We start from the raw sequence: 20,552 nt of genomic DNA on the forward strand, positions 1-20,552 counted from the left end.
TGCCGATCACGGCCGCGGGTGAAGAGGAACGGATGCAGATGACGGTTGTACTGGCCCACGCGCCGGGGCCCTCGGCCGAGGCCGCGTTCGCCGCGGCCGTACACGAGGCGGGCCTGCGCGGGCGCGACCTGGTGATCGCCAACGCCGCCTCCGACGACGCCCTGGCCGACAGCCGGGCCGTCGGCGCACCGGCCCTGCGGGACCTGGCCGAGCGCGCCGGGCGCTCCGGGGTGCGGGCCCGGCCGGTGCGCCTGAGCGACGCCGACGCGGCCGGCGCGGTGCTGGCGCTCGCCGAGCAGGAGGACGCGGAGGTCCTGGTCGTGGGCGTGCGCCGCCGGTCCGCCGTCGGCAAGCTCCTCCTGGGGAGCACCGCCCAGCGGCTGCTCCTGGAGGCGCGGTGCCCGGTCCTGGCGGTGAAGGCGTGAGCGGCGCGCACACGGCCCGGGAGGCGGGCCGATGATCGGCGACAGAGGGCTCCTGGGCGTCGCCGCGGGCACGGCCCTGGTCCTGGTGACCGGCTTCTTCGCGGTCCGCGACGCCGCGGGGCAGGACGAGGGGGCGCCCGCGCGGTCGGCCCTGACCGTCATCGCCCCGGCCGCGGCGGGCGGCGGCTGGGACCTGGCCGCCCGCGAGTTCCAGCAGGCCACCCGCACCGAGTCGATCGTCAACAGCGTGCAGGTCGTCAACATCCCCGGGGCCGGCGGCACCATCGGCCTGGGCGGCCTGGACCGGCTGGAGGGCGACCCCACCACCGTGATGGTCACCGGCGCCGCCATGGTCGGCGGCGTCGAGATGGGCGGGTCGCCGGTGCGGCTGAGCGACGTCACCCCCATCGCGCGGCTGACCGACGACTTCGAGGTCGTCGCCGTGCCGGCCGACTCCCCCTGGGAGACGCTGGAGGACTTCCTCGACGACTGGCGCGAGGACCCCGCGATCCCCGTCGGCGGGGGCTCGGCCGGGTCGCCCGACCACCTGGTGGCGGGGCAGCTCGCCGAGGCCGCCGGGCTGGACCCGGCCGACCTGCACTACACCCCGCACGCCGGGGGCGGCGAGCTCACCCTCTCCCTGCTCTCCGACGCCGGGGGCACCGTCCGCATCGGGGTCAGCGGGTTCAACGACTTCCGCGACCTCATCGAGGGCGGCCGCCTGCGCGCCCTGGCCGTGGTGGCCCCCGAGCGGCTGGAGGGCGTGGACGTGCCCACCACCTCCGAGCTGGGCTACCCCTCCGTCGACCTGGTCAACTGGCGCGGCATCGTGGCCGCCCCCGGGATCAGCGCGGAGGAGCAGGCGGAGCTGCTGGAGATCACGGAGGAGATGTACGGGGCGCGGTCCTGGCAGGAGGCGGTCGAACGCAACCGCTGGGAGCCCAACTGGGCCGGGCCGGAGGAGTTCACCGGGTTCCTCGCCGAGGAGGAGACCCGCATCCGCACGCTCATGACCGACCTCGGCCTCATCGACGGGCGCTGAGCCCTCCAGGACCACACGGAGACACCATGTCGGACACAAGCGCCGGTCGTCCGCCGGCGGAACCCCCGCCCGCCGCCCCCGGGGAGGCGGACGCACCGCGCCCCCTCTCCTTCTGGGACGGGCGCGGAGAACTGGTCATCGGCCTCATCATGCTGGCCCTGGCGGGCGTGCTGCTGGCCGGGACCCTGGGAATGGACGTCATCGGCGAGGGCGGCCCGCTCGGCCCGCAGGGGGCGGGCTGGTTCGTGGCCGTCCTGGCGGCGGCCACCGGCGCCCTGCTGACCGCCTCGTCGCTGCGGCGGTCGCCGGAGCGGCGGCGCGCCGCAGCCGCCGCCGAACGCACCAACTGGCGGGCCGTGGGCCTGGTGATGCTCGGCATCGCCGCCTTCAGCGCGCTGATCGACACCGTCGGCTGGCTCGTCATGGCCACCCTGATGTTCGCGACGGTGGCGACCGGGCTCGGCAACCGCAACCTGCTGCGCAACCTCACCGTCGGGTTCGTGATGGCCGCCGTCGTCCAGATCGTGTTCAGCGGCATGCTCGGCCTGAACCTGCCCTCCGGCGTGCTGGGGGGCCTGTGATGGAGCAGCTGACGCACCTGGTCGGCGGGTTCGGCGCCGTCCTGACCCCGATGAACCTCGTGTGGATCGTCGTCGGCGCCTTCCTGGGCACCGCGGTGGGCGTGATGCCCGGCCTGGGCTCGGCGATGGCCGTGGCGCTGCTGCTGCCGATGACCTTCACCCTCGACCCGCTGGCCGCCCTCATCCTGTTCAGCGGCGTGTACTTCGGCGGCCTGTTCGGCGACTCCACCGCGGGCATCCTGATGAACACCCCCGGCAACAGCACCGCCATCGCCACCACCTTCGAGGGCCACACCATGGCCCGCACCGGCCGGGCGCCCCAGGCGCTGGCCACCTCGGCGATCGGCGCCTTCGTCGGCGGGCTGCTGGCCACCGTGCTGGTGGTGTTCTTCGCCCCGGCCATGGCGGACCTGGCCACCGAGTTCGGGCCCGGCGAGTACTTCGCGCTGGCGCTGTTCGCCTTCGTGGCGATCTCCTCCATCGTCTCGGACTCGCCCCTCAAGGGCGTGGCCGCGCTGACCATCGGGCTCGGGCTCGCCCTGGTGGGGACCGACCAGTCCACGGGCACCGCGCGGTTCACCTTCGGGGTTCCGGCGCTGTTCGACGGCGTCAGCATCGTGGTGATCACCGTGGCCGTGCTGGCGGTGGGCGAGGTGCTGCACACCGCGGGGCGGGTCGGGCACCGCGGCGCGCACGAGATCGTGCCCTCCGCCGGACGGCCCTGGCTGTCGGGCCGGGACCTGCGGGCCGCCCTGCCCGCCTGGCTGCGCGGCGCGGGCATCGGCATCCCCTTCGGGATCATCCCGGCGGGCGGGGCCGAGGTGCCCACGTTCCTGGCCTACAGCGCCGAGCGCCAGCTGGACCGGCGCAGGCGCAGGCCGATGTTCGGGAAGGGCGCGATCCAGGGCGTGGCGGCGCCCGAGGCCGCGGGCAACGCCACCGCCGGGAGCGCGATGGGCGCGCTGCTGTCCCTGGGACTGCCGACCTCCGCGACCGCCGCCGTGCTGCTGGCCGCGTTCCAGCAGTACGGCATGCAGCCGGGACCGCTGCTGTTCGAGCGCAACGGCGAGATCGTGTGGGCGCTGCTGGCCGGGCTGCTGCTGGCCACGGTCGCCCTGCTGATCATCAACCTGCCGTTCGCGCCGCTGTGGGCCAAGCTGCTCCTGCTCCCGCAGTCCTACCTGTACGCGGGGATCACGGTGTTCGCCTGCCTGGGCGTGTACGCGACCGGGGCGAGCCGGACCGACCTGGCGATCATGTGCGTGCTGGGCGCGCTGGCCTTCGCGATGCGCCGCACGGGGGTGCCGCTGGCCCCGGTGCTCATCGCGGTGATCCTGGGCCCGCTGGCGGAGTACTCGCTGCGCGACGCCATGGCCAACTCCGGCAACGACCCGCTCACCCTGGTGGGCAGCCCCATCACCCTGTCCCTGTACGCGCTGCTGCTGCTCGGGATCGCCTGGGCGGTCCGCCAGCGGCTGCGGCCGACGGTCCCCGACCGCCCCGCCGGGGACGCGGAAGGGGTCGCGGGGGAGACCGACGCGTCCGGCCCCCGCGGGGCGTAGCCGCGCGGGACGGCGCGAGGGCCGCCCGGGGTTCCCGGGCGGCCCTCGGCGTGTGCGGGGCCGGGAGCGGCCCCGGCGCGGTCAGGACGGGTGCAGGACCCGGTCCAGGATGTACGGCAGCAGGCCCCCGTGGCGGTGGTAGAGCCGCTCGCGCGAGGTGTCCAGGCGCACCCGCACGGAGAACTCCGCAACGGCCTCGCCCGTGGCCGCGTGCCGCGCGCTCACGCGCAGGCGCCCGGGGTACTCGGAGCGGCCTTGAGCCCCGGTGAACGTGTACTCCTCCTCCCCGGTCAGACCCAGGGAGCGCGCGCCCTGCCCGTCCTCGAACTGGAGCGGCAGCACGCCCATGCCGACCAGGTTGGAGCGGTGGATGCGCTCGAAGGACTCGGCCAGGACAGCGCGCACCCCCAGCAGGGCGGTGACCTTGGCGGCCCAGTCCCGGGAGGAGCCGGTGCCGTACTCCTTCCCGGCGATCACCACCAGCGGCTGCCCGCGCCGGCGGTGGCGCTCGGCGACGGCGTGCACGTCGTCCACGACGCGCCCGGTGCCGTCCGGGCCGAGGTCGACGGCCCGGCCGCCGGGCAGGCCGGGGGTCGTCCGGTTCTCCAGCCGCGGGTTGGCGAACCCTCCCCGCAGCATGACCTCCCAGTTGCCGCGGCGCGAGGCGAAGGTGTTGAAGTCCCGGACGGCCGTGCCCCGCTCCGCCAGGAACCGGCCGGCCGCGCCGTCGGCCGGAATGCGCCCGGCGGGGCAGATGTGGTCGGTGGTGACCGAGTCGCCGAGCAGTTGCAGGACGCGGGCCCCGGTGATGTCGCTGAGCGGTGCGCCGGGGTCCCGCCCGCCGTCCGGGAACGGGGGGCGCTGGAGGTAGGTGGACTCGGGGTCCCAGGAGAACCGGGCGCCGCCGGGGGCGTCCAGGCCGCGCCAGTTGTCGTCCCCGTCGAAGAGGGTGCGGTAGGCCTCGGTGTACATCGACGGGTCGATGGAGGCCGCGGCCACCGCCTCCACCTCGGCCTCGGAGGGCCACAGGTCCGCGAGGGTCACGGGCCCACCGTCAGCGCCGGTGCCCAGCGGCTCCGCCGTGAGGTCGACGTCCACGGTCCCGGCCAGGGCGAACGCCACGACCAGGGGCGGCGAGGCGAGGAAGTTCAGGGAGACGTCGTTGTTGACGCGCCCGTCGAAGTTGCGGTTGCCGGAGGTCACCGAGGCCGCCACCAGGCCCTCGTCCACCCGCGCGGCCAGCTCGGGCACCAGGGAGCCGGAGTTGCCGATGCACGTCATGCAGCCGAAGCCGACCAGCCCGAACCCCAGGGCCTCCAGGTCGCGCATCAGCCCGGCCCGCTCCAGGTAGTCGGCCACGACGCGGGAGCCGGGGGCCAGGCTGGTCTTGACCCAGGTGCGGGGGCGCAGGCCGCGGCGCACCGCGTTGCGCGCCAGCAGCCCGGCGGCGATCATCACCGCGGGGTTGGAGGTGTTGGTGCAGGAGGTGACGGCGGCGATGGCGACCGCGCCGTCCCGGGGACCGTCCGCCGGCTCCCCGGCGTCCCCGGCGTCCCCGAGCCCGGACGCGGGGAGGGCGTCGCGCAGGGCGCGCCGGGTGCCGCCCAGGTCGAGCCGGTCCTGGGGGCGCCGGGGCCCGGCCAGGCTGGAGGTGACCTCGTCCAGGTCCACCGTGACGGTGCGGTCGAAGCGGGTGCGGCGGTCGGGGTCGTGCCAGAGCCCCTGCTCCTTGGCGTAGGCCTCGACCAGGCGCACCCGGTCCTCGGAGCGGCCGGTGAGGCGGAGGAAGTCCAGGGTGGTGCGGTCGACGGGGAAGACCGCGGCGGTGGAGCCGAACTCGGGGCTCATGTTGGCCAGCGTGCAGCGGGTGGCGATGCCGGTGGCGCCCACTCCGGGCCCGGTGAACTCGACGATCGCGCCGACCACGCCCAGGCGCCGCATCCGCTCGGTGACGGTGAGGACGAGGTCGGTGGCGGTCACCCCCGGCCGCAGCTCCCCGACCAGCTCGACCCCGACCACGGGCGGGATGAGCAGGGACACGGGCTGGCCCAGCACGGCGGCCTCGGCCTCGATCCCGCCCACGCCCCAGGCCAGCACCGACAGGCCGTTGACCATGGTGGTGTGGGAGTCGGTCCCGGCCACGGTGTCGGGGAGCGCCACCCCGTCGCGCACCTCGACCACCCGGGCCAGGTACTCGACGTTGATCTGGTGCATGATGCCCGCGCCGGGCGGCACCACCTCCAGGGTGCTCAGGGCCCGCTGCCCCCACTTGAGGAAGCGGTAGCGCTCGCGGTTGCGCTCGTACTCGCGGCGGACGTTGAGCAGCGGGGCGTCGGGGCGGGCGAAGAAGTCGGTGGAGACCGAGTGGTCGACCGTCAGCTCGGCGGGGACCGCGCCGTCGACGGCGGCCGGGTCCCCGCCCCGTTCGGCGACGGCGTCGCGCAGGGCGGCCAGGTCCGTCAGGACGGGCACGCCGTTGGTGTCGTGCAGGAAGACCCGCGAGGGGTGGAAGGCGATCTCGTGGGTGCCCGTCCGGCCCTGGACGACCGCCCGGACGTCGTCGGCCGTGACGAGGTCGCCGTCCTCGTGGCGCAGCAGGTTCTCCACCATGACCTTGTGCGCGAAGGGCAGGTCCTCCGTTCCCGGCACGGCGCCGACGTGGAAGAAGTCCACCTCGTTCCCGGCGTACCCGAGCCTGCGTCTGCTGCGGTGTGAATCTAGGGACATCTGACCTCCTACTAGCCTATAGGCTACACGATGTCAGACATCGGGCCCGGCCGGTAACCTGGTCCCGCGAAAGGGACGGGGACACGTGACACCGAAACCGGTTTTCAGCAAGAGCGAGTACGCCTACGAGGAGATCAAGCGGCGCATCCTCACCGACGAACTGCCCCCCGGGGCACCGGTGAGCCAGGAGGGCATCGCCGCCGAACTGGGCGTCTCCACCACACCCGTGCGCGAGGCGCTCAAGCGCCTGGCCACCGAGGGGCTCATGGTGCTGGCCACCCACCGGGACGCCAGGGTCACCGACCTGACCTTCGCCGAGGCCCAGAGCCTGTACGAGGTCCGGCTCACCATCGACCCGCTGGCCGCCCGGTGGGCCGCCGACCGCCGCACCGAGGCGGACGTCGCGGCGCTGCGGGAGGCGGTCGGGGCCCTGCACCCGCTGACCGGCGCCGCGGGCATCGCGGCCCTCACCGCGCACCGGGAGTTCCACCGGGCGGTGTACCGGGCCTCGCACAACACGCCGCTGATCGAGATCCTCGACGGCCTGTGGGACAAGGCCGACCGGTACCGGCAGTTCACTCTCAAGTACCGCTCCGACTCCGAGGCGGAGGTCGAGCGCGTGCGCGGGGAGCACCAGGCGCTCGCGGACGCCGTGGCCGACGGCGACGGGGAGCGGGCCGAGGAGGTCATGCGCCTGCACATCTCCCAGAGCCTGGGACGGCGGGCCATGGAGGAGCTCCGGGCGCGGGAGACCGCCCGGGGCTGAGCCCGGGGCCGGCCGGGACGCCGGGGGTCCGGCGGACGGGGCCTGGCGAGCGGGAGCGCGGTCACGCCCCGCCGGCCGCCCGGGGACGCGGGGGAACGGCGGCGGGGCCCGCACGGAAACGTCCCCGGCCCTGCCGGGCCGGTCGCCGACGATCCGTTCCGGCACGGAGCGGGGCCGGGTCAGGCCGTTGCGCCGCCGCCGTGGCGAACGCCCCCGGGGTGGCCGGGCAGGAACGACACCACCAGGCGGATCGGCCCCACCAGGTGCGCGTTGAACGCGGCCAGCTCCTCCGCGGGCACCCACAGCTCCAGGATCGTGCGCCCGCCCGCCTGCCGCACCGGGTAGCGGGCGGCGAAGTCCGCGTCCACGCCGAAGCGCGTCACGTACCCCGCCCCCGACCGGGGCAGGTTCCAGTCCCGGGCGATGCGCACCGCGTAGTCCTCGTTGAGGACCGGGTAGAAGATCGGCTGGTCGGGCAGGCGCGGCGGCCACTCCCGCCAGCCCGAGCCGCGCACCAGGTCCAGCTCCTCCGGTCCCGTCGGACGCCACAGCGTCATGACACCGGCCACACCGACCGCCCCCTTCGTCGCTTCCGCGCGGATCGGCGACCCCGCGCGGCCAGGAGCTTAGGGATTCCATGGCCGGGTCCGCACCCGGTTTTTACCACGGGGGGAGAAAATCCCCGGAGCCACGGGGAACACAGGAACTGTACAAAGCGTTCTCACAGGTGAAGCGCCCCGAACCCCGGACCTCGAAACCCCGCCGTCCCCGATCCCGCACCCGCCGCAGCAGGTCCCGAAGGCGCCTCACCGTACATCACAGACCAAGCGCGAACGTGCGCGTCGTGTCGGCAATGGGGGTTTCCGGCACGAATCCATCGCCACGTTCGCCTTCCCAGCGGCCGGACCGCACTCAGTGCTTCTGGCCGCGCCCGCCGGGCCCGTGTTGGGGGACACGGGCCCGGCCTGTGTCCGGGGTCCGCCGCACCGCGGCGGGCCCCGGACCTCTCTCCCCGGCGCCGGCGGGTCAGGTGACGGCGTGGTCGTCGATCGCCGAACCCGTCCCCGGCGGAGGTGATCTGCGGGTCCTCCACCCCGGCACCGCCCCCGGTGTCGGTGAACTCCACCCGGACCTCCCAGTCGCCGGAGGCGTACTCCGCCGGGACGGGGGCGCCGTCGGCGTCCACCGCCACCCGGCCGGGGGTGCCGTAGGAGGCGGAGCGGTCCGCGGTCCGGTCGGCGCCGATGTCGGTGGCGATGCCGAAGTCGACGATCCGCGGGCCGTCCGGTGCGAGCACCACGTTCCCGGGTGTGATGTCGCGGTGGGCGATCCCGGCCGCGTGCAGGGCGGCCAGGCCGCCCTCCGCGGTGCCGACGGCGAACGCCCGGAGCATCTCGCCCTCCAGCGGACCGAACGCCCGCACGTGGGCGCGCAGGTCGCACCCGGGGACGTACTCGAAGGCCTCCCTAGGGTGCGCCGCCCCGGTCCCCGTCCAGGGCGTCGGCGATGTGCTCGGCGATGGCCATGCAGGAGGTGGCCGCGGGCGAGGGGGCGTTGCGCACGGCGGTGACGGGCCCCACCCGGTGGATGCGGAAGTCGTCCACGAGGGAGCCGTCGCGGTCCAGCGCCTGGGCGCGCACCCCTGAGCCGGCGCGCACGACGTCGGCGGGGCCGATACCGGGGATGTAGCGGCGGGCCGACCGCATGTACGCCCGCGTGGAGAGGGAGCCGTGCGCCTCGGCGAGCCCGGTGCGCCAGTGGCGCCGCGCCAGGGTCCAGAACCCGGGCCAGGCCAGGGTGTCGCGCAGGTCCGCGAGGCGGATGTCGGAGCGCCGGTAGCCCTCGCGGGCCAGCGCCAGGACGGCATTGGGGCCCACCTCCACGTCGCCGGAGACACGGCGGGTGAAGTGCACGCCCAGGAAGGGGTAGCGGGGGTCGGGCACCGGGTAGACGAGGCCGCGCACCAGGGCGGCCTTCTCCGGGCGCACGAGCATGTACTCGCCGCGGAACGGCACGATCCGGGGCTCCGCGCCGTCCCCGGCGGCGCGGGCGACCCGGTCGGCGTGCAGCCCGGCGCAGACGACGAGCCGGTCGACGCGCAGGTCCCGGCCCCCCGCGGTGACGCGCGCCCCGTCGCCGTCGGACACCGCGGCGGTGACCGGCGCGCCGAGCCGGATCTCTCCCCCGGCGGCGGCGACGTCGGCGGCGAAGGAGCGGGCGATCCGGGTGTAGTCGGTGATGGCGGTGCGGGGGGAGTGCAGGGCGGCCAGGCCGGCCGCGGCGGGCTCGACCTCCCGGATTCCCTCGGGGCCCAGGCGGCGCAGGCCGGGAACGGCGTTGCGGTCGGCGCGGGCGTGCAGGGCGTCCAGCCGGGCCTCCTCGTCCGGGGTGAGGGCGACGACGAGCTTGCCGCACTCCTCGTAGGGCAGCCCCCGGTCGGCGCAGTAGTCGCGGAGCAGGCCCCGGCCCCGGGTGCACAGGCGGGCCTTGAGGCCGCCGGGCGCGTAGTAGAGGCCCGCGTGCACCACGCCGGAGTTGCGGCCGGTCTGGTGGGCGGCCACCCGGTCCTCCTTCTCCAGCACGACGACGCGGGTGCCGGGGCGGCGCAGGGCGAGTTCGCGGGCGGTGGCGAGTCCGACGATCCCGGCGCCGACGACGCCGATGGTCCGGTCGGCCATGGTGGGCGGTCCTCCCCGTGTCCGGCGGTGCGCCCGTTCCCGGGGCGTCCCCGACGCTACCGCGCGGCCCCGGGGGCGCGGGGTACAAAAGTGTGACCTGGACATCTCCCGGCGAACGTGCTAGTCGGGAACATCCGGCCGCTCCGGCACGTTCTCTCAGGTGAACGCGGACGGAACCCGCAAGGGGACGTCGGGCGTGACAACGACAGACCATGCGCGAACGTGAGCGCTCGTGCCGGCGATGGGGGTTTCCGGCACGTACCCGACCGCCACGTTCGCCTTCCCAGCGGCCGGACCGCACCCTGTGCACACCGGCCGCGCCCACCGGGCCCGTGTTGGGGGACATGGGCCCGGCCCGTGCCCGGGAGTGCGCCGTCCCCACCCGACGGCGCCCCCGGGCACACCCCTGTCCGGGCCCTGTGCCGGTCTCCTGCCAACCGTCCGCCCGCTCCCGCGAAAGCCTCCCATGCGGCTCCCGCCGCGCGGCACACGTACGGCCCCGGTGGCGGGTCGGTACACGGTCGCGGGTGAAGCACGGCGCACCCGCTCGTGGTGGTATCGCTCCGGTCGGAGCGTCCGCTCAGGTCACCGCCTCGGCGGATGATGCCGGGGACCGTACCGGCCTGCACCCGGACCGCGGCCAACGGGGCCCAGGGCGGTGAGAGGATTCCGGGATGTCCCACGCATCCCACACAAAACGGCTTTTCGAGACCTGAACGCCCGCGCGCATCGGCCGAGCCCTCCTGCATACCGCGGCGCTCCTCCTGAGCTCGGCGGCGGCGGTGGTGGGGACGCTCATCGTGTTCTCACCCGTCGCGGCCGGGGCGCGGCGGTCGTCGTGCTCGCCCTGATCGCGTGCCAGGTGCCCCGCCGCGACGGCACACCCCTGGTCCGCGCACGATGAACGGGAGCCCGGATCGGGCGGTCAGGACCGCCGCCCGGGCCGTGGCCGCCGCGACGGCCGCAGCCGTCTTCGCCGGACTGCTGTCGCCCTGGTACCGGCCCCCGGCCTCCGGGGCGACCCTGTGCGCGCGGCCCACCGTTCATCAGGGCGCCGACGATGACCGGCCGGACGCGCGCCCGCTGGACCAGCGCGTCGCCGGGCACGAGGACGCTCCGGTGCTGGACGCCACCGCGGACCTCTTCGCTCAGATCGCTTCGAACCGCCCCGTGGAAACGGTGATGTCCGGCCTCCCCGCCGCCGTGGAAGGAACGCCGGGCACCGCTCGGAGCGGGGTCCGGCGCCCGCCCACGGAGGGAGCCGTGCGCCCCCGCACCGACCACCGGTGCCCGACCCGAGTCCGGGTCAGGGGTGGCGGCGCAGCGTCCACAGCAGCCAGTTCCCCTCGCTCGCGCACGAGGCCACGTCCCACCCCTGGGAGCCGAGCTCCGAGAGCACGGCGACGACCTCGCCGTAGGTGCCCGAGAGCATCCGCTCCTCGCCCCCCGGCAGGTTCACCCGGATGGACCCCTCGGTCCAGATCCACTCGACCACCGAGAACTCATAGGAGAACACGGACCCACCTCTCGCTCAGCCGGCACAAGGACGGGCATCCGCCGCACCCGTCCCACGGGGGCGGTCGCGGCACCGAAGCCGCCCCCTATACGTCTCGGACGGACCAGCGGTCACCGGTGGTGCCCGGGTCCGGGAGCGCCGCCGCCGGGCCCCGCTTCCCGTGTGCATGGCTTCTCCCACGGGTCGGCACCCGCCCGATGCACGGCCCCGCCCGCGGGTCGGCTCCGGCACGGGGTCGAGGAGCACCGGAACAGTGCTCCGCGCTGCGGCTCCTCGGCCCGGCCACTGACCGGTGGGGGCAGGCCTGCGAACCCGTGGCCGTGCCCCGCCCCCGTCCGGGCACCGGCTCCTCGGCCGTGCCGGCGCCGCCACCCGGACGGGTGGCGGCACGGAGGTTCTCCCGTCAGGGCAGGGCGTGGAACGTGGAGGCGGAACCGGTGCGGACCGCGACGCCGTTGCCGGTGAACGTGACCAGCTCCGCGTACAAGGGGTTCTCCGGTCGCCTCACGACGCCCCCGGTGTCCAGGACCGCGCCGCTGCCGAGGTGGAGCCGGCCGTCCAGCTCGTACCGCCGCACGGAGCAGCCGGCCATGAAAAGGTCCGAGTCGAAGACCGAGGCGACCGTGCCGTCCTCGGCGCGGACGACGACGGCCCGGTGTTCGGCCCTCGCACCGTCCAGAGCGACGAAGTGCCCGTCGAAACCCCGGTGGCTCACGACCCCGAAGTCCTCGTCCTGCCCCCTGCACTGGTCGAAGGTCGACCCGACGACGGGCTCCCCCTCTGCCAGCGGGCCGGTGCCCTCGGAGTCCCACAGGGGCGCGCCGTCCGCGCCGTGCGCGGCCAGTAGATACCTCTCGTGCCGTTGGCGGTCCCCCGTCCCGTCCGCGGAGGAAGGGCCGAAGGCGAGAACGGTGACGTCCTCGACGTGCAGGAGCCCGGAGAGCGTGCGGTCCAGGTCCACGGGGGCGGCGACGGCGGCGAGGCGCTCACCCGAGTCGACCGCGTAGCTGGAGTAGCCGTGGCCGGACCAGACCGTGGCCCGGCCGTCACCGAGCAGCATCCGGTCCTGGTCGGGGTCCGCGACACCGGCGGAGGAGTCCCAGCTGTGGGCCGCCACCCTGGCGACGAGCCCTCCGTCAGCGGCGTCGTAGAGGCCCCAGTGGTGGCCGTCGCGGCTGTCGCGGGCGGCGAATCGCGCGGTCTCGTGCGGATCGCTCACCAGGTTCCAGAGTCCCCGGCCGCACCAGCGCAGCCTTCCGGTGGCGGCTTCGTAGCCGACGGCCAGGCCGTGGGCCTGCGGGCGGCCACCGTCCCCGTCCCCGTCCCCGGGGACGCGGTACTCGGCGATCACCGTGTCGCCGACCTGGTGGAGTCGGCCCGGCTCGTACTCCGGGCCCGGGAGGGAGGCACCGCGCACGCTGCGCAGACGGCCGGTGCCCACGTGCCACAGGGCCCGGCCGTCGTCGGCGGCGCGCACGACGAAGCCCTCCCCGCCGGACAGCACCACGGTGTCCCGGTGCCCGGCCACCACGCGCTCGCCTTCCGGGACGGCCCATCGCGCGGGCCCGACCAGGTGCTCGGGGTCGGTGTCCGCGGCGGGCGGGGCGGCATCTGCCCACCGGGAACCGCTCCAGGGGGCGGTGGAGGGGAGCACGCAGTCCACGGCCGCCCTGATCGGTTCGGGGTGCAGCGGGAAGGCCAGGCCGAGGAGCAGCAGGGCGGCCACGCCCGTGGCCAGCCAGCGCAGGCGGCGGCCGGTGGCGGCACGGTGGTGGGGTTCCCCGGTCAGCCGGATCCAGTGCTTCAGTCGGATCAGCACCAGGAGCGCCGTGAGCAGGATCGGGGCCAGGAGGGCGTGCCCGGGAACGATGAGGAACAGGGCCGCGACCAGGACCGTGACCAGGAGCAGGTCCCACAGGACGATCGCGGCACCGCTCGGGCGCAGCGGGCGCCACGGCAGGTCCCCGGGGGCGAGGAACACCAGGCACAGGAAGCACAGGGCCGCGCCTGCGGCGATCGCGGCCAGGGGCGGGACCAGCCCCCACAGCGCCCACGGCACGGCCCCCGGAGCGGCCAGGCGTACCGCCCACCAGGACACGGCGTGGGCGAGAGAGGGACCGGCGCCCGTGGCGGACGGGACGTCGGCGGGAGCGGTCGGCTCCTGGGGGGAAGAGGGTTCGGCGGGCATGGGGGGCTTTCTCACGGGGGAACGGGGGAAGGGGTTCGGTGATCGTCGGGGACACCCTTTCTATCGCCCACCGGGACGGAACCGTTCACCGCCGGCAGGGGGAGGGCTGCCGCGGCGTGTGGCGGTGGCCCCTCCCCGGTTCACCGGCCGGTGGTGAGCGCCTCCGGGGCGGGTCCTGTCCACGCCGGTGGGCGGAGTGCGGCGACGGGTGGCGCCGAGGCCGAGGTGTGGGGGCCTGTGTTCCCGGCCAGGCCTCGAAACGTCCGTCCCCTGCGGCCGGCCGCCTCTCCCGACGCGCCGGGGAGTGCTGCTACCCGGCCTGCCCACCGGACACGGCGCTGAGTGGCAGCGGGGGAAACCGCCCAGTAGTTTGTACTCCGTCCCCCGGCCGCCGAACCATCCCGAGGTCCCCTTGCCCTCCCCCGGAACACCCGTCCCCCGATCGAGTGAGCAGAGCGCCGCCGAGGCCGCGGAGCGGCAGCCGCCGCGTGACGGAGGCGAGCCCACCCAGGCCGCCGCCCTGGCCCTGGCCCGCCTGGCCCCGGGGCTGTTGACGTCGGCCTTCGCCGTACCGCTGCTGCCGGTGGTGGTGCTGGGGTCGGTGCTGTTCGCGCTCCTGGTCCCGCAGCGGTTCGCGTGGACCGACGGGCCGATCGTCTTCACCGCCGGTCCCGCCACCGCCCCGCTGACCGGTCCGGAGTCGGCCGCGCTGGCGGTGTTCGCGCTGGCGCTCCCCCTGGCCCTGGGGATCTCCCTGACGGCGGCGCTGGTGGTCGCGACCGCCTCCTGCCTGGACGTGCCCGTGAGCGCGCGGACCGCCGTCCGCTGGGCGGCGCGCCCCCGGCGGGCCACCGGAGCCGCGGTGCTGGCCGCCGCCCTGTTCCTGGCCGCCCCGGTGCCGGCGCTGGTGGTGGCCGAGCGGTTCACGGTGCTCTGGGGACTGGCGGCCGGCGCGGTCCCCCTGTGGGCCGCGACCGTCCTGGCCCACCGGGCAGCCCGGCTGGTCGCCGGTCCGCCCCGTGCGGCGGGGCCGCGCACCGGGCGTGCGTGGTGGCCGGTCCCGCGGGGCCGCATGCCCTCCTACACGCTCCGTCCCGCCGTGACCGTCGTCACCACCCTCGCGGTGGCCCTCCTGGTCGGCTGGGGAACGTCCTTCCTGCCCGGACCGCCCCCGTTCCGCTGGACCACGGCGCTGTTCCTCGTGGGGGCCGTGTGCGTGGCGGGCGGTTCCTGGCTGGCCGCGCTCCTGGTGACGGGGGCCATGGAGTACCGGGACTCCGACTCCCCGGGTGCGGTCGGGAACGAGCACGGGGAGGAGCGCGCGGCCCGGCGGGACGCCTCGGTGGAGGAACTGCGCGCGGCCCTGCTCGGGCCCCTGGCCCCCGCTCCGGCCGGTGGGAAGGCCTCGGAGTCCCGGCTTCGGAACGCCTTCCCGGTACTGGGGGCGGCCGTGGCCGCGGTGCTGGTCCTGCCCGGTGCGCTGTGGGTGCGCCCGGGCGAGCCCGTCGACTTCTCGGTGGAGTACGTCTCCATGGACAGGGGACAGTGGCCCGGGTGGGATGTCCTGAACATGGCCGCCTTCGATGACGGCCTGAGACTGTCCGCACCGACGGTGGAACTGTGGTGCGCCCCCCGCTGCACCGTGGCACTGCACCCCCGGGACGAGGAGGCCGAAGCCGGAGAGGGCACCCACTCCCGTGTCCCGGGCGGGCAGGTGCGCGCCGTCTGGGAGCGGGGACGCCCACCGGCGGACTCCGACGCCGACAGGGCATGGACGCTGACCCTGGGCACCGACTGCGACGCTCGGGGATGCCACGGCCCGGAGCAGGAGCTGGACACCCTGGAGGTCTTCGGAGACACCGTGCATGAGCCGGTGTACCTGGCCGACGTGGCCGAGTACGACGACGGCTTCCACGTGGTCTCGGCGTTCCCGGAGGACGGCGAGACGGCCGTCGACGTGCGTTCCTGTGACGAGGAGTGCTCGGCACCGGTCACCGTGGGCCGCTTCCCCGCCTCGACCGAACGGGGTCTGCCGGAACACCTCCTGGACACGGCGACCGGGCCCGCCGGAGAACCGGCGGCGACGCTCTACGACCGCAACACCGGCGCGGTGCACCTGCTCCGCTGCTCCGACACCGCCTGCACCGCCACCAGCAGCACCGAGATCGTCCCGCCGGCCGTCGCCGCCCACAACATCCTCCAACCGGCGGCGTGGGACGGGACACGGACCGGAGCCAGGACGGAGGTCCGCCCCGACGGCCGCCCGGTGGTCGCCTACCGGGCGACCGACGGTTCGGCCCGGCTCGTGGACTGCGCTTCCGCGGACTGCGCGGACTTCACGGAGCGGGTGCTCACCGGGCCCGGCTGGGAACAGCACCTGCCCGGCCTGGCACTGGACCCGCAGGGCCGTCCCGTGCTGGCGCTGGCCGACAGCGGCACGGCAATGCTCTCCCTGGTGGCCTGTACGGACACCGGATGCAGCGAGTGGGACAGCCTCGTCCTCCACGACGCCGTGCGGGTGCGCAGCGGTGCCGAACTGCTCATCGACGACGGGGGGCGCCCGGTGGTCGCGGCCTTCATCGACCCCGCCGCGGTCAGGGCCGACGGGTACGGCCTCAACGGTGTCGTGGCCCTGCACCGCTGCGCCGAGCCCGGATGCGGGCTCGGCGACTGATCGCGCACCCTCAGAGGTTGACCACGAACAACCGTGCGTTGTCGCAGCGCACCGCTTCCGGCAGGGGCGGGGGGTACTCGACCCGCAGAGCGTCCGGAGCACATGTGACGGACACGGCCTCCGCGGTTCCCCCGCCCCGGTTCGACAGGGTCCTCGTCCCCACTCCGGACAGGGCCTCCCACCGGCCGGGGTGGATGTCATAGGAAGGGATCGTCAGGGGGACGGGCCGGGCGGCACCGTCGCCCTCCTCGTCGAAAAGTTCGCCCGGGCGATAGGCACCCGGCCAGAAACCAGGTTCTCGTCGGTACTCGACACCGGACTCCGGGGCTGCCAGCTCCGCCCCGGAGAGCCCGTCGAAGCGCTGCGCGTCGACCGCCTCCCAGTCGCTGTGCGGGGTCTCCTTGCTCCAGGCGATGATGTCGAGGGACCCGTCCGCGAACCAGTGCGTCCGATCATGGAGGGCGTCCGTGAGCCATGGAAGGCGTGTCTCGACCCGCCAGAGCTCGTCACCGCTGATCGGGTCCATGCCGAAAAAGCCGTTCTCGGAGTGCCGGAGCACCACCGCCCCGCCCTCCTCCGCGATCCCCACCAGGTGGGCCCTGGAGACCCCCTCGATGGTGTCGGCCAGCACCAGACGGGCCGTCTCCGTACCGTCTTCGGAGTCCAGGACCACGAGTTCGTCGAAACCCTCGAAGAGGTGACGGCCGTCCTGGAGCCCGACGAACACGCGGTCTCCGGTCCGAGCGGCAATGTCGACCTGCTTGGGGGCGCCCCGGCGCAGGTCCGCGGTCCAGAGGTGCCGACCGGTCTCCAGATCGTGGACGAGCACAAGGTCGTCGGAGAAATGGTGCAGCGCCCCGTCGGAGACAAGTCCTCTGAGATGGTCGCTTCGGTTCAGCCGGCTGCGGGTGTCGAAAACGACCTCAGGTTTCCTGAGCCCGACGTAGTGCACTCCTTCCAGCGGCACCGACCAGCGCAGGGCGCCGGGCTCGGTGCAGTCGGCGCCGTCGCGCTCACCGTCCAGGCACAGCAGGGGCTCCTCGGCGCTGAGTTCCGAGGGCGGGTGGTCGAACAGGCCCTGGTCCGGTTCGACGCCCCCTTGGGGCAGCGCGATCCGCAGCGGAGAGCAGCCTGTGAGCGCGGTGGCGAGGAGGGCTATCGGGAGGAAGACCATGGGGGTACGCACGCTGGGTCATCTTAGCCCCAAACACCCCTTACCGTCAGATCGGTCGGGTCCAGGGGGCGCTCAGGCGCCTCCGGGGGCGGTGCCGTGCAGGCGGGCGGCGCGCCACCGCCGTCGCAGTGCCGGATCTCCAGGGTGCCGGGGTACTTCCCCGGCGCGCACGGACGCGGCGTCGGCGATGGCCTGGGCATCGGGCCCCGGGACGTCTCCGGGCTGACCATGACCCACCGCGCGCCCGACGAACGGCACGTCACCGAACGCCGGGCACGGCCGACCGGAGCCGGTGGCGACGGGCCGGTACAGGTCCGCCGCCACCGCCGGTCAGACGGGTGGGAACCCCATGGAGATCAGGTTGACGTCATCCTCCAGAGCGACCCCCTGGTGGACCTGCACGACGGCGATCCCCCCTGTCCAGTGGCGTTCGGCCGCCGTCCCTGCGGTGCCGGCACCGATGAGGACCCCTCCGTCAGCGTTCCAGGAGCCCTCGCGCCCGACGGCCTCCTGGGAGACCCCGTCGACGTAGAGGGTCAGGGTCCCGTCGATGTGGTCGTACGTTCCGGCGACATGGACCCACCGGCCGGTCCGGGCCGACGACCTCGAAGCCGCACGGTGGGTCTCGGCTCCCGGAGCGTCCTCGACGGCGGTCTCGAAGAACCACCTCCCTGTCGAGGAGTCGTACCCCAGGGCGAAGCCGTCGGTGTCCTCCCCGCTCTGGGAAAGGAACACGGCGTCGCGGTCCGCGTCGTCCAGGCGCACCCACGCGGACGCGGAGAATCCGTTGTCCGTTCGCACGGCCGGGCCTTCAGTACTCAGGTGAGCGGTTCCGTCCAATCGGGCGCTGGGGTCCCGGGTCACCGGGTTGCGCTCGCCGTTCCACACTTCTGCCGGATCCCCGTGCAGCGTGGCGTCGAGGCCGTGGTCCGAAGCGTCCGCGGCGACCGTGCCCCCCGTCTCGTTCAGATGCCAGACGCCCTCCGGGACGACGGGCCTGGTGGCGGCCTCCCAGACCTCGGAGCGGCCGGAGAAAGTGGTCGTGGTGTCCTCCGTGTACAGGAGGCGGTCCCAGACCAGGACGTGGTCGACGGCGCCGGGCCACCCCGGCCCCTGCGGCCCGTGCCCGCCGCCGATCACGAAGGCGCCCTCGGCGTTCCAAGCCCCATCGTGTTCGGCGGCGCCCTGGTGGGAGCCGTCCACGTACAGGCCGAGTTCCCCGGTGTCCGCGTCGTGCACGCCGATCAGCTGGGTCCAGGCGCCGGTGCGCACCGGCGCGGTGGACGAGACGCGGGTGTGCGCCGCGGCCGGGTCGTCGGCGGTCGGGGCGTCGAAGTACCACGCCTTTTCGTCTGCGTCGTAGCCGAGCCGGAACCCGCTCACGGCCTCGCCGTCCTGGGAGAGCACGACCGCGTCGTCGCCGGTGTCGTCCAGGCGCAGCCACGCGGAGACCGTGAAGGTGCCGTCCGTGTCGACGACGGGGGCCTCCGTCCGCAGGGCACCGTTCGCCGTGGAAACGGCCGTGCCCGCGAGCCGGTACTCCGTGCCGCCTTCGTGCACTCCGGCTCGGCCCCGGGTCCAGTCGATGCCGCCGACGGCCGTGGCGACGCGGTCGTCGACCATGGCGTCGGCCGAGGCGTCCCCCTCCCCCTCGTCCAGGGGGAAGTGGGCGACGGGGTCGGCGGGCGGGGCCACCCCGAACGTGTGGACCAGCCCGCAGCCGGAGGAATTGCCGTAGGCGTCCACGCTCCTGGCGTGGAGGAGGTTCGGACCGCTTCGTGAGGGCGTGATGGAGACCGTCACCGGTCCGCCCGGCGTCTCGGGCTCGACCCGGGTCTCACAGGCACCCTGGAGGCCGTAGTCGTAGGCCACGGCCGTGTCCACGCCGTTGCCGTCGAAGGTGAACGCGCCGGGCTTCCCGGGCGCCCCGTGGAACCGGTTGTCGTTCGGGTAGTCCTCGGAGGTGACCGAGGGCGGTGACGCGGGCTTTGCCGTGCTGATCTCGATCCAGCAGTACGCGGACCACTCCCCCGCCGTCCGGGTGTCGTGGGCACGGGCGCGGTAGCCGATCAGGGTCTTCTCGGGCAGGTCCCGGGCCGTGACCGACCGGCCCGGCGGCGCGGCCCCGGGGCTCTGCGTGGTGTACGCGGACTCCGCGCGCCCCCAAGGCTCCCCGGAGTCCTCCGGCCCCCACTCGAACTCGGCCTTGACCTGCTGGGAGACCCCGGTGGCGGCGGGGTCGGGGTCGGAGAACACCCCGGCCAGGGTGAGCTGGGTGCTGTTGAGGAGGGTGGGGTTCGTCCTGTCGGTGGAGCAGGCCTCGCCCCGGGCGGTGAGGGAGGCGGTGTCGGGCCGGTCGGGGGGACGGTTCTCGTTCGCGGACGCGGGGGCCGGCCCGAACAGGGAGGCGACCAGGGCGAGGACGGCCGCGGCCGCCGCCGAACGGGTCAGGGAACGACGCATCAGGGGGATCACCCGTCTATCCGGCCCTCAAGGGACCAGAGGAGGAAACAGGTCGAAAAGCATAGGAAACCTATACATAAGTGAAAGGCCGCCACCATACTTTTCCGTTTCCCGCGGCCCCCCTGGCCGCAACCGGTCACGCCGCGGGACGCCGCGCCCCCGGAACCGCTGCGGGACCGGGGCCGCACCGAGGAGTACCGGCGACGGCCGGCGCATCCGGGCACCGACGGGCCCCGGGACGTCTCCGGGCCGGCCACGACCCACCGCGCGCCCGACGAACGGCACGTCACCGAACGCCGGGCGCCCCGGCCGGAGTCCCCGCGGGGGGCTCCGGCCGGGGGCGGCGTCAGGCGCGGGCGGGCAGGGTGCGGCTGCGTCCGCGGAACTCGGCGACGACCTCGCCGCCGCGGCGCACGGTGACGTCGTAGAGGCCGCTGCGCCCGAACACCGTCCGCTCCTCGGCGGTCGCCACCAGCAGGTCGCCCTCCCGGGCCGGCGCCACGAACGTGACGTCGGCGCCCGAGGCCACGGTCACCCCGCGCCCGTCCACGTTGCAGGCGCAGGCGAACGCCGTGTCGGCCAGCGTGAACACGAACCCGCCGTGGGCGATCCCGTGGCCGTTGACCATGAGCGGCCCCACGGCCATCTCCACCACCGCGATCCCGAGGTCGGCGCGCACCAGGCGCATCCCCAGGTTCTTGGAGGCCCGGTCGGCCTCGAACATCGTCCAGGCGGCCTCGTTGCGCACCGCTCCCT

General features: G+C 74.7%; 14 protein-coding genes and 1 pseudogene. 6 read left to right on the forward strand and 9 right to left on the reverse strand.

Annotated elements, in window-relative coordinates:
* Nucleotides 1-38: 38 nt before the first annotated feature.
* The 4 genes from BUE45_RS15120 to BUE45_RS15135 are packed head-to-tail and all read left to right on the forward strand — an operon-like array spanning nucleotide 39 to nucleotide 3,610.
* Nucleotides 39-425: a universal stress protein gene (locus BUE45_RS15120; protein WP_073380065.1), complete on the forward strand. Its 387-nt coding sequence runs from the start codon at nucleotides 39-41 to the stop codon at nucleotides 423-425.
* A 31-nt stretch (nucleotides 426-456) separates the two neighbouring features.
* On the forward strand, nucleotides 457-1,467 hold the full coding sequence (locus BUE45_RS15125; RefSeq protein WP_073379964.1) for a Bug family tripartite tricarboxylate transporter substrate binding protein: 1,011 nt from the start codon (nucleotides 457-459) through the stop codon (nucleotides 1,465-1,467).
* 26 nt (nucleotides 1,468-1,493) lie between these two features.
* On the forward strand, nucleotides 1,494-2,048 hold the full coding sequence (locus tag BUE45_RS15130) for a tripartite tricarboxylate transporter TctB family protein (protein ID WP_073379965.1): 555 nt from the start codon (nucleotides 1,494-1,496) through the stop codon (nucleotides 2,046-2,048).
* Complete coding sequence (locus BUE45_RS15135; RefSeq protein ID WP_084737307.1) at nucleotides 2,048-3,610, forward strand: tripartite tricarboxylate transporter permease; 1,563 nt, start codon at nucleotides 2,048-2,050, stop codon at nucleotides 3,608-3,610. The genes BUE45_RS15130 and BUE45_RS15135 overlap by 1 nt, the downstream gene beginning before the upstream one ends.
* Before the next feature lie 81 nt (nucleotides 3,611-3,691).
* On the opposite strand, the gene acnA is transcribed toward BUE45_RS15135, so the two are convergent.
* Nucleotides 3,692-6,337 (reverse strand): aconitate hydratase AcnA, encoded by a 2,646-nt coding sequence (acnA, locus tag BUE45_RS15140; protein ID WP_073379966.1) that lies wholly within the window; start codon nucleotides 6,335-6,337, stop codon nucleotides 3,692-3,694.
* Between the two features lie 85 nt (nucleotides 6,338-6,422).
* Between acnA and BUE45_RS15145 the strand changes: the two genes are divergently transcribed.
* Nucleotides 6,423-7,103 carry a GntR family transcriptional regulator gene (locus BUE45_RS15145; protein WP_073379967.1) on the forward strand — a complete coding sequence of 227 codons (681 nt, stop codon included), beginning with the start codon at nucleotides 6,423-6,425 and terminating at the stop codon, nucleotides 7,101-7,103.
* A 179-nt stretch (nucleotides 7,104-7,282) separates the two neighbouring features.
* Here the strand turns inward: BUE45_RS15145 and BUE45_RS15150 are convergent, their stop codons facing one another.
* From BUE45_RS15150 to BUE45_RS15170, 5 genes and pseudogenes are all read right to left on the reverse strand, one after another.
* A complete protein-coding gene (locus BUE45_RS15150) occupies nucleotides 7,283-7,660 on the reverse strand; it encodes an ADP-ribosylation/crystallin J1 (RefSeq protein WP_073380066.1) in 378 nt (125 codons plus the stop codon).
* A gap of 629 nt (nucleotides 7,661-8,289) precedes the next feature.
* Nucleotides 8,290-8,583, reverse strand: a pseudogene (locus tag BUE45_RS34135) (protein kinase domain-containing protein); the annotation flags it as partial.
* A complete protein-coding gene (gene lhgO, locus BUE45_RS15160; RefSeq protein ID WP_073379968.1) occupies nucleotides 8,570-9,781 on the reverse strand; it encodes an L-2-hydroxyglutarate oxidase in 1,212 nt (403 codons plus the stop codon). The gene lhgO and the pseudogene BUE45_RS34135, both read right to left, overlap by 14 nt.
* Before the next feature lie 1,306 nt (nucleotides 9,782-11,087).
* Nucleotides 11,088-11,297 carry a hypothetical protein gene (locus BUE45_RS15165; RefSeq protein ID WP_073379969.1) on the reverse strand — a complete coding sequence of 70 codons (210 nt, stop codon included), beginning with the start codon at nucleotides 11,295-11,297 and terminating at the stop codon, nucleotides 11,088-11,090.
* 403 nt (nucleotides 11,298-11,700) lie between these two features.
* Complete coding sequence (locus BUE45_RS15170; protein WP_073379970.1) at nucleotides 11,701-13,485, reverse strand: hypothetical protein; 1,785 nt, start codon at nucleotides 13,483-13,485, stop codon at nucleotides 11,701-11,703.
* Nucleotides 13,486-13,897: 412 nt separating this feature from the next.
* On the opposite strand from BUE45_RS15170, the gene BUE45_RS15175 reads away from it, so the two are divergent.
* Nucleotides 13,898-16,159, forward strand: coding sequence for a hypothetical protein (locus BUE45_RS15175; protein ID WP_073379971.1), 2,262 nt, complete (start codon nucleotides 13,898-13,900; stop codon nucleotides 16,157-16,159).
* Nucleotides 16,160-16,169: 10 nt separating this feature from the next.
* Here BUE45_RS15175 and BUE45_RS15180 read toward each other — a convergent pair whose 3' ends face one another.
* The 3 genes from BUE45_RS15180 to paaI all read right to left on the reverse strand — a co-directional run bounded on the left by BUE45_RS15180 (nucleotide 16,170) and on the right by paaI (nucleotide 20,520).
* Nucleotides 16,170-17,345, reverse strand: a complete 1,176-nt coding sequence (locus BUE45_RS15180; protein ID WP_143173366.1) for an outer membrane protein assembly factor BamB family protein — start codon at nucleotides 17,343-17,345, stop codon at nucleotides 16,170-16,172.
* A 318-nt stretch (nucleotides 17,346-17,663) separates the two neighbouring features.
* Nucleotides 17,664-19,796, reverse strand: a complete 2,133-nt coding sequence (locus tag BUE45_RS15185) for a LamG domain-containing protein (RefSeq protein ID WP_073380067.1) — start codon at nucleotides 19,794-19,796, stop codon at nucleotides 17,664-17,666.
* 346 nt (nucleotides 19,797-20,142) lie between these two features.
* Nucleotides 20,143-20,520, reverse strand: coding sequence for a hydroxyphenylacetyl-CoA thioesterase PaaI (paaI, locus tag BUE45_RS15190; RefSeq protein ID WP_073380068.1), 378 nt, complete (start codon nucleotides 20,518-20,520; stop codon nucleotides 20,143-20,145).
* Nucleotides 20,521-20,552 lie beyond the last annotated feature (32 nt).

The organism is Nocardiopsis flavescens, assembly GCF_900141985.1.
Taxonomy (GTDB): Bacteria; Actinomycetota; Actinomycetes; order Streptosporangiales; family Streptosporangiaceae; genus Nocardiopsis; species Nocardiopsis flavescens.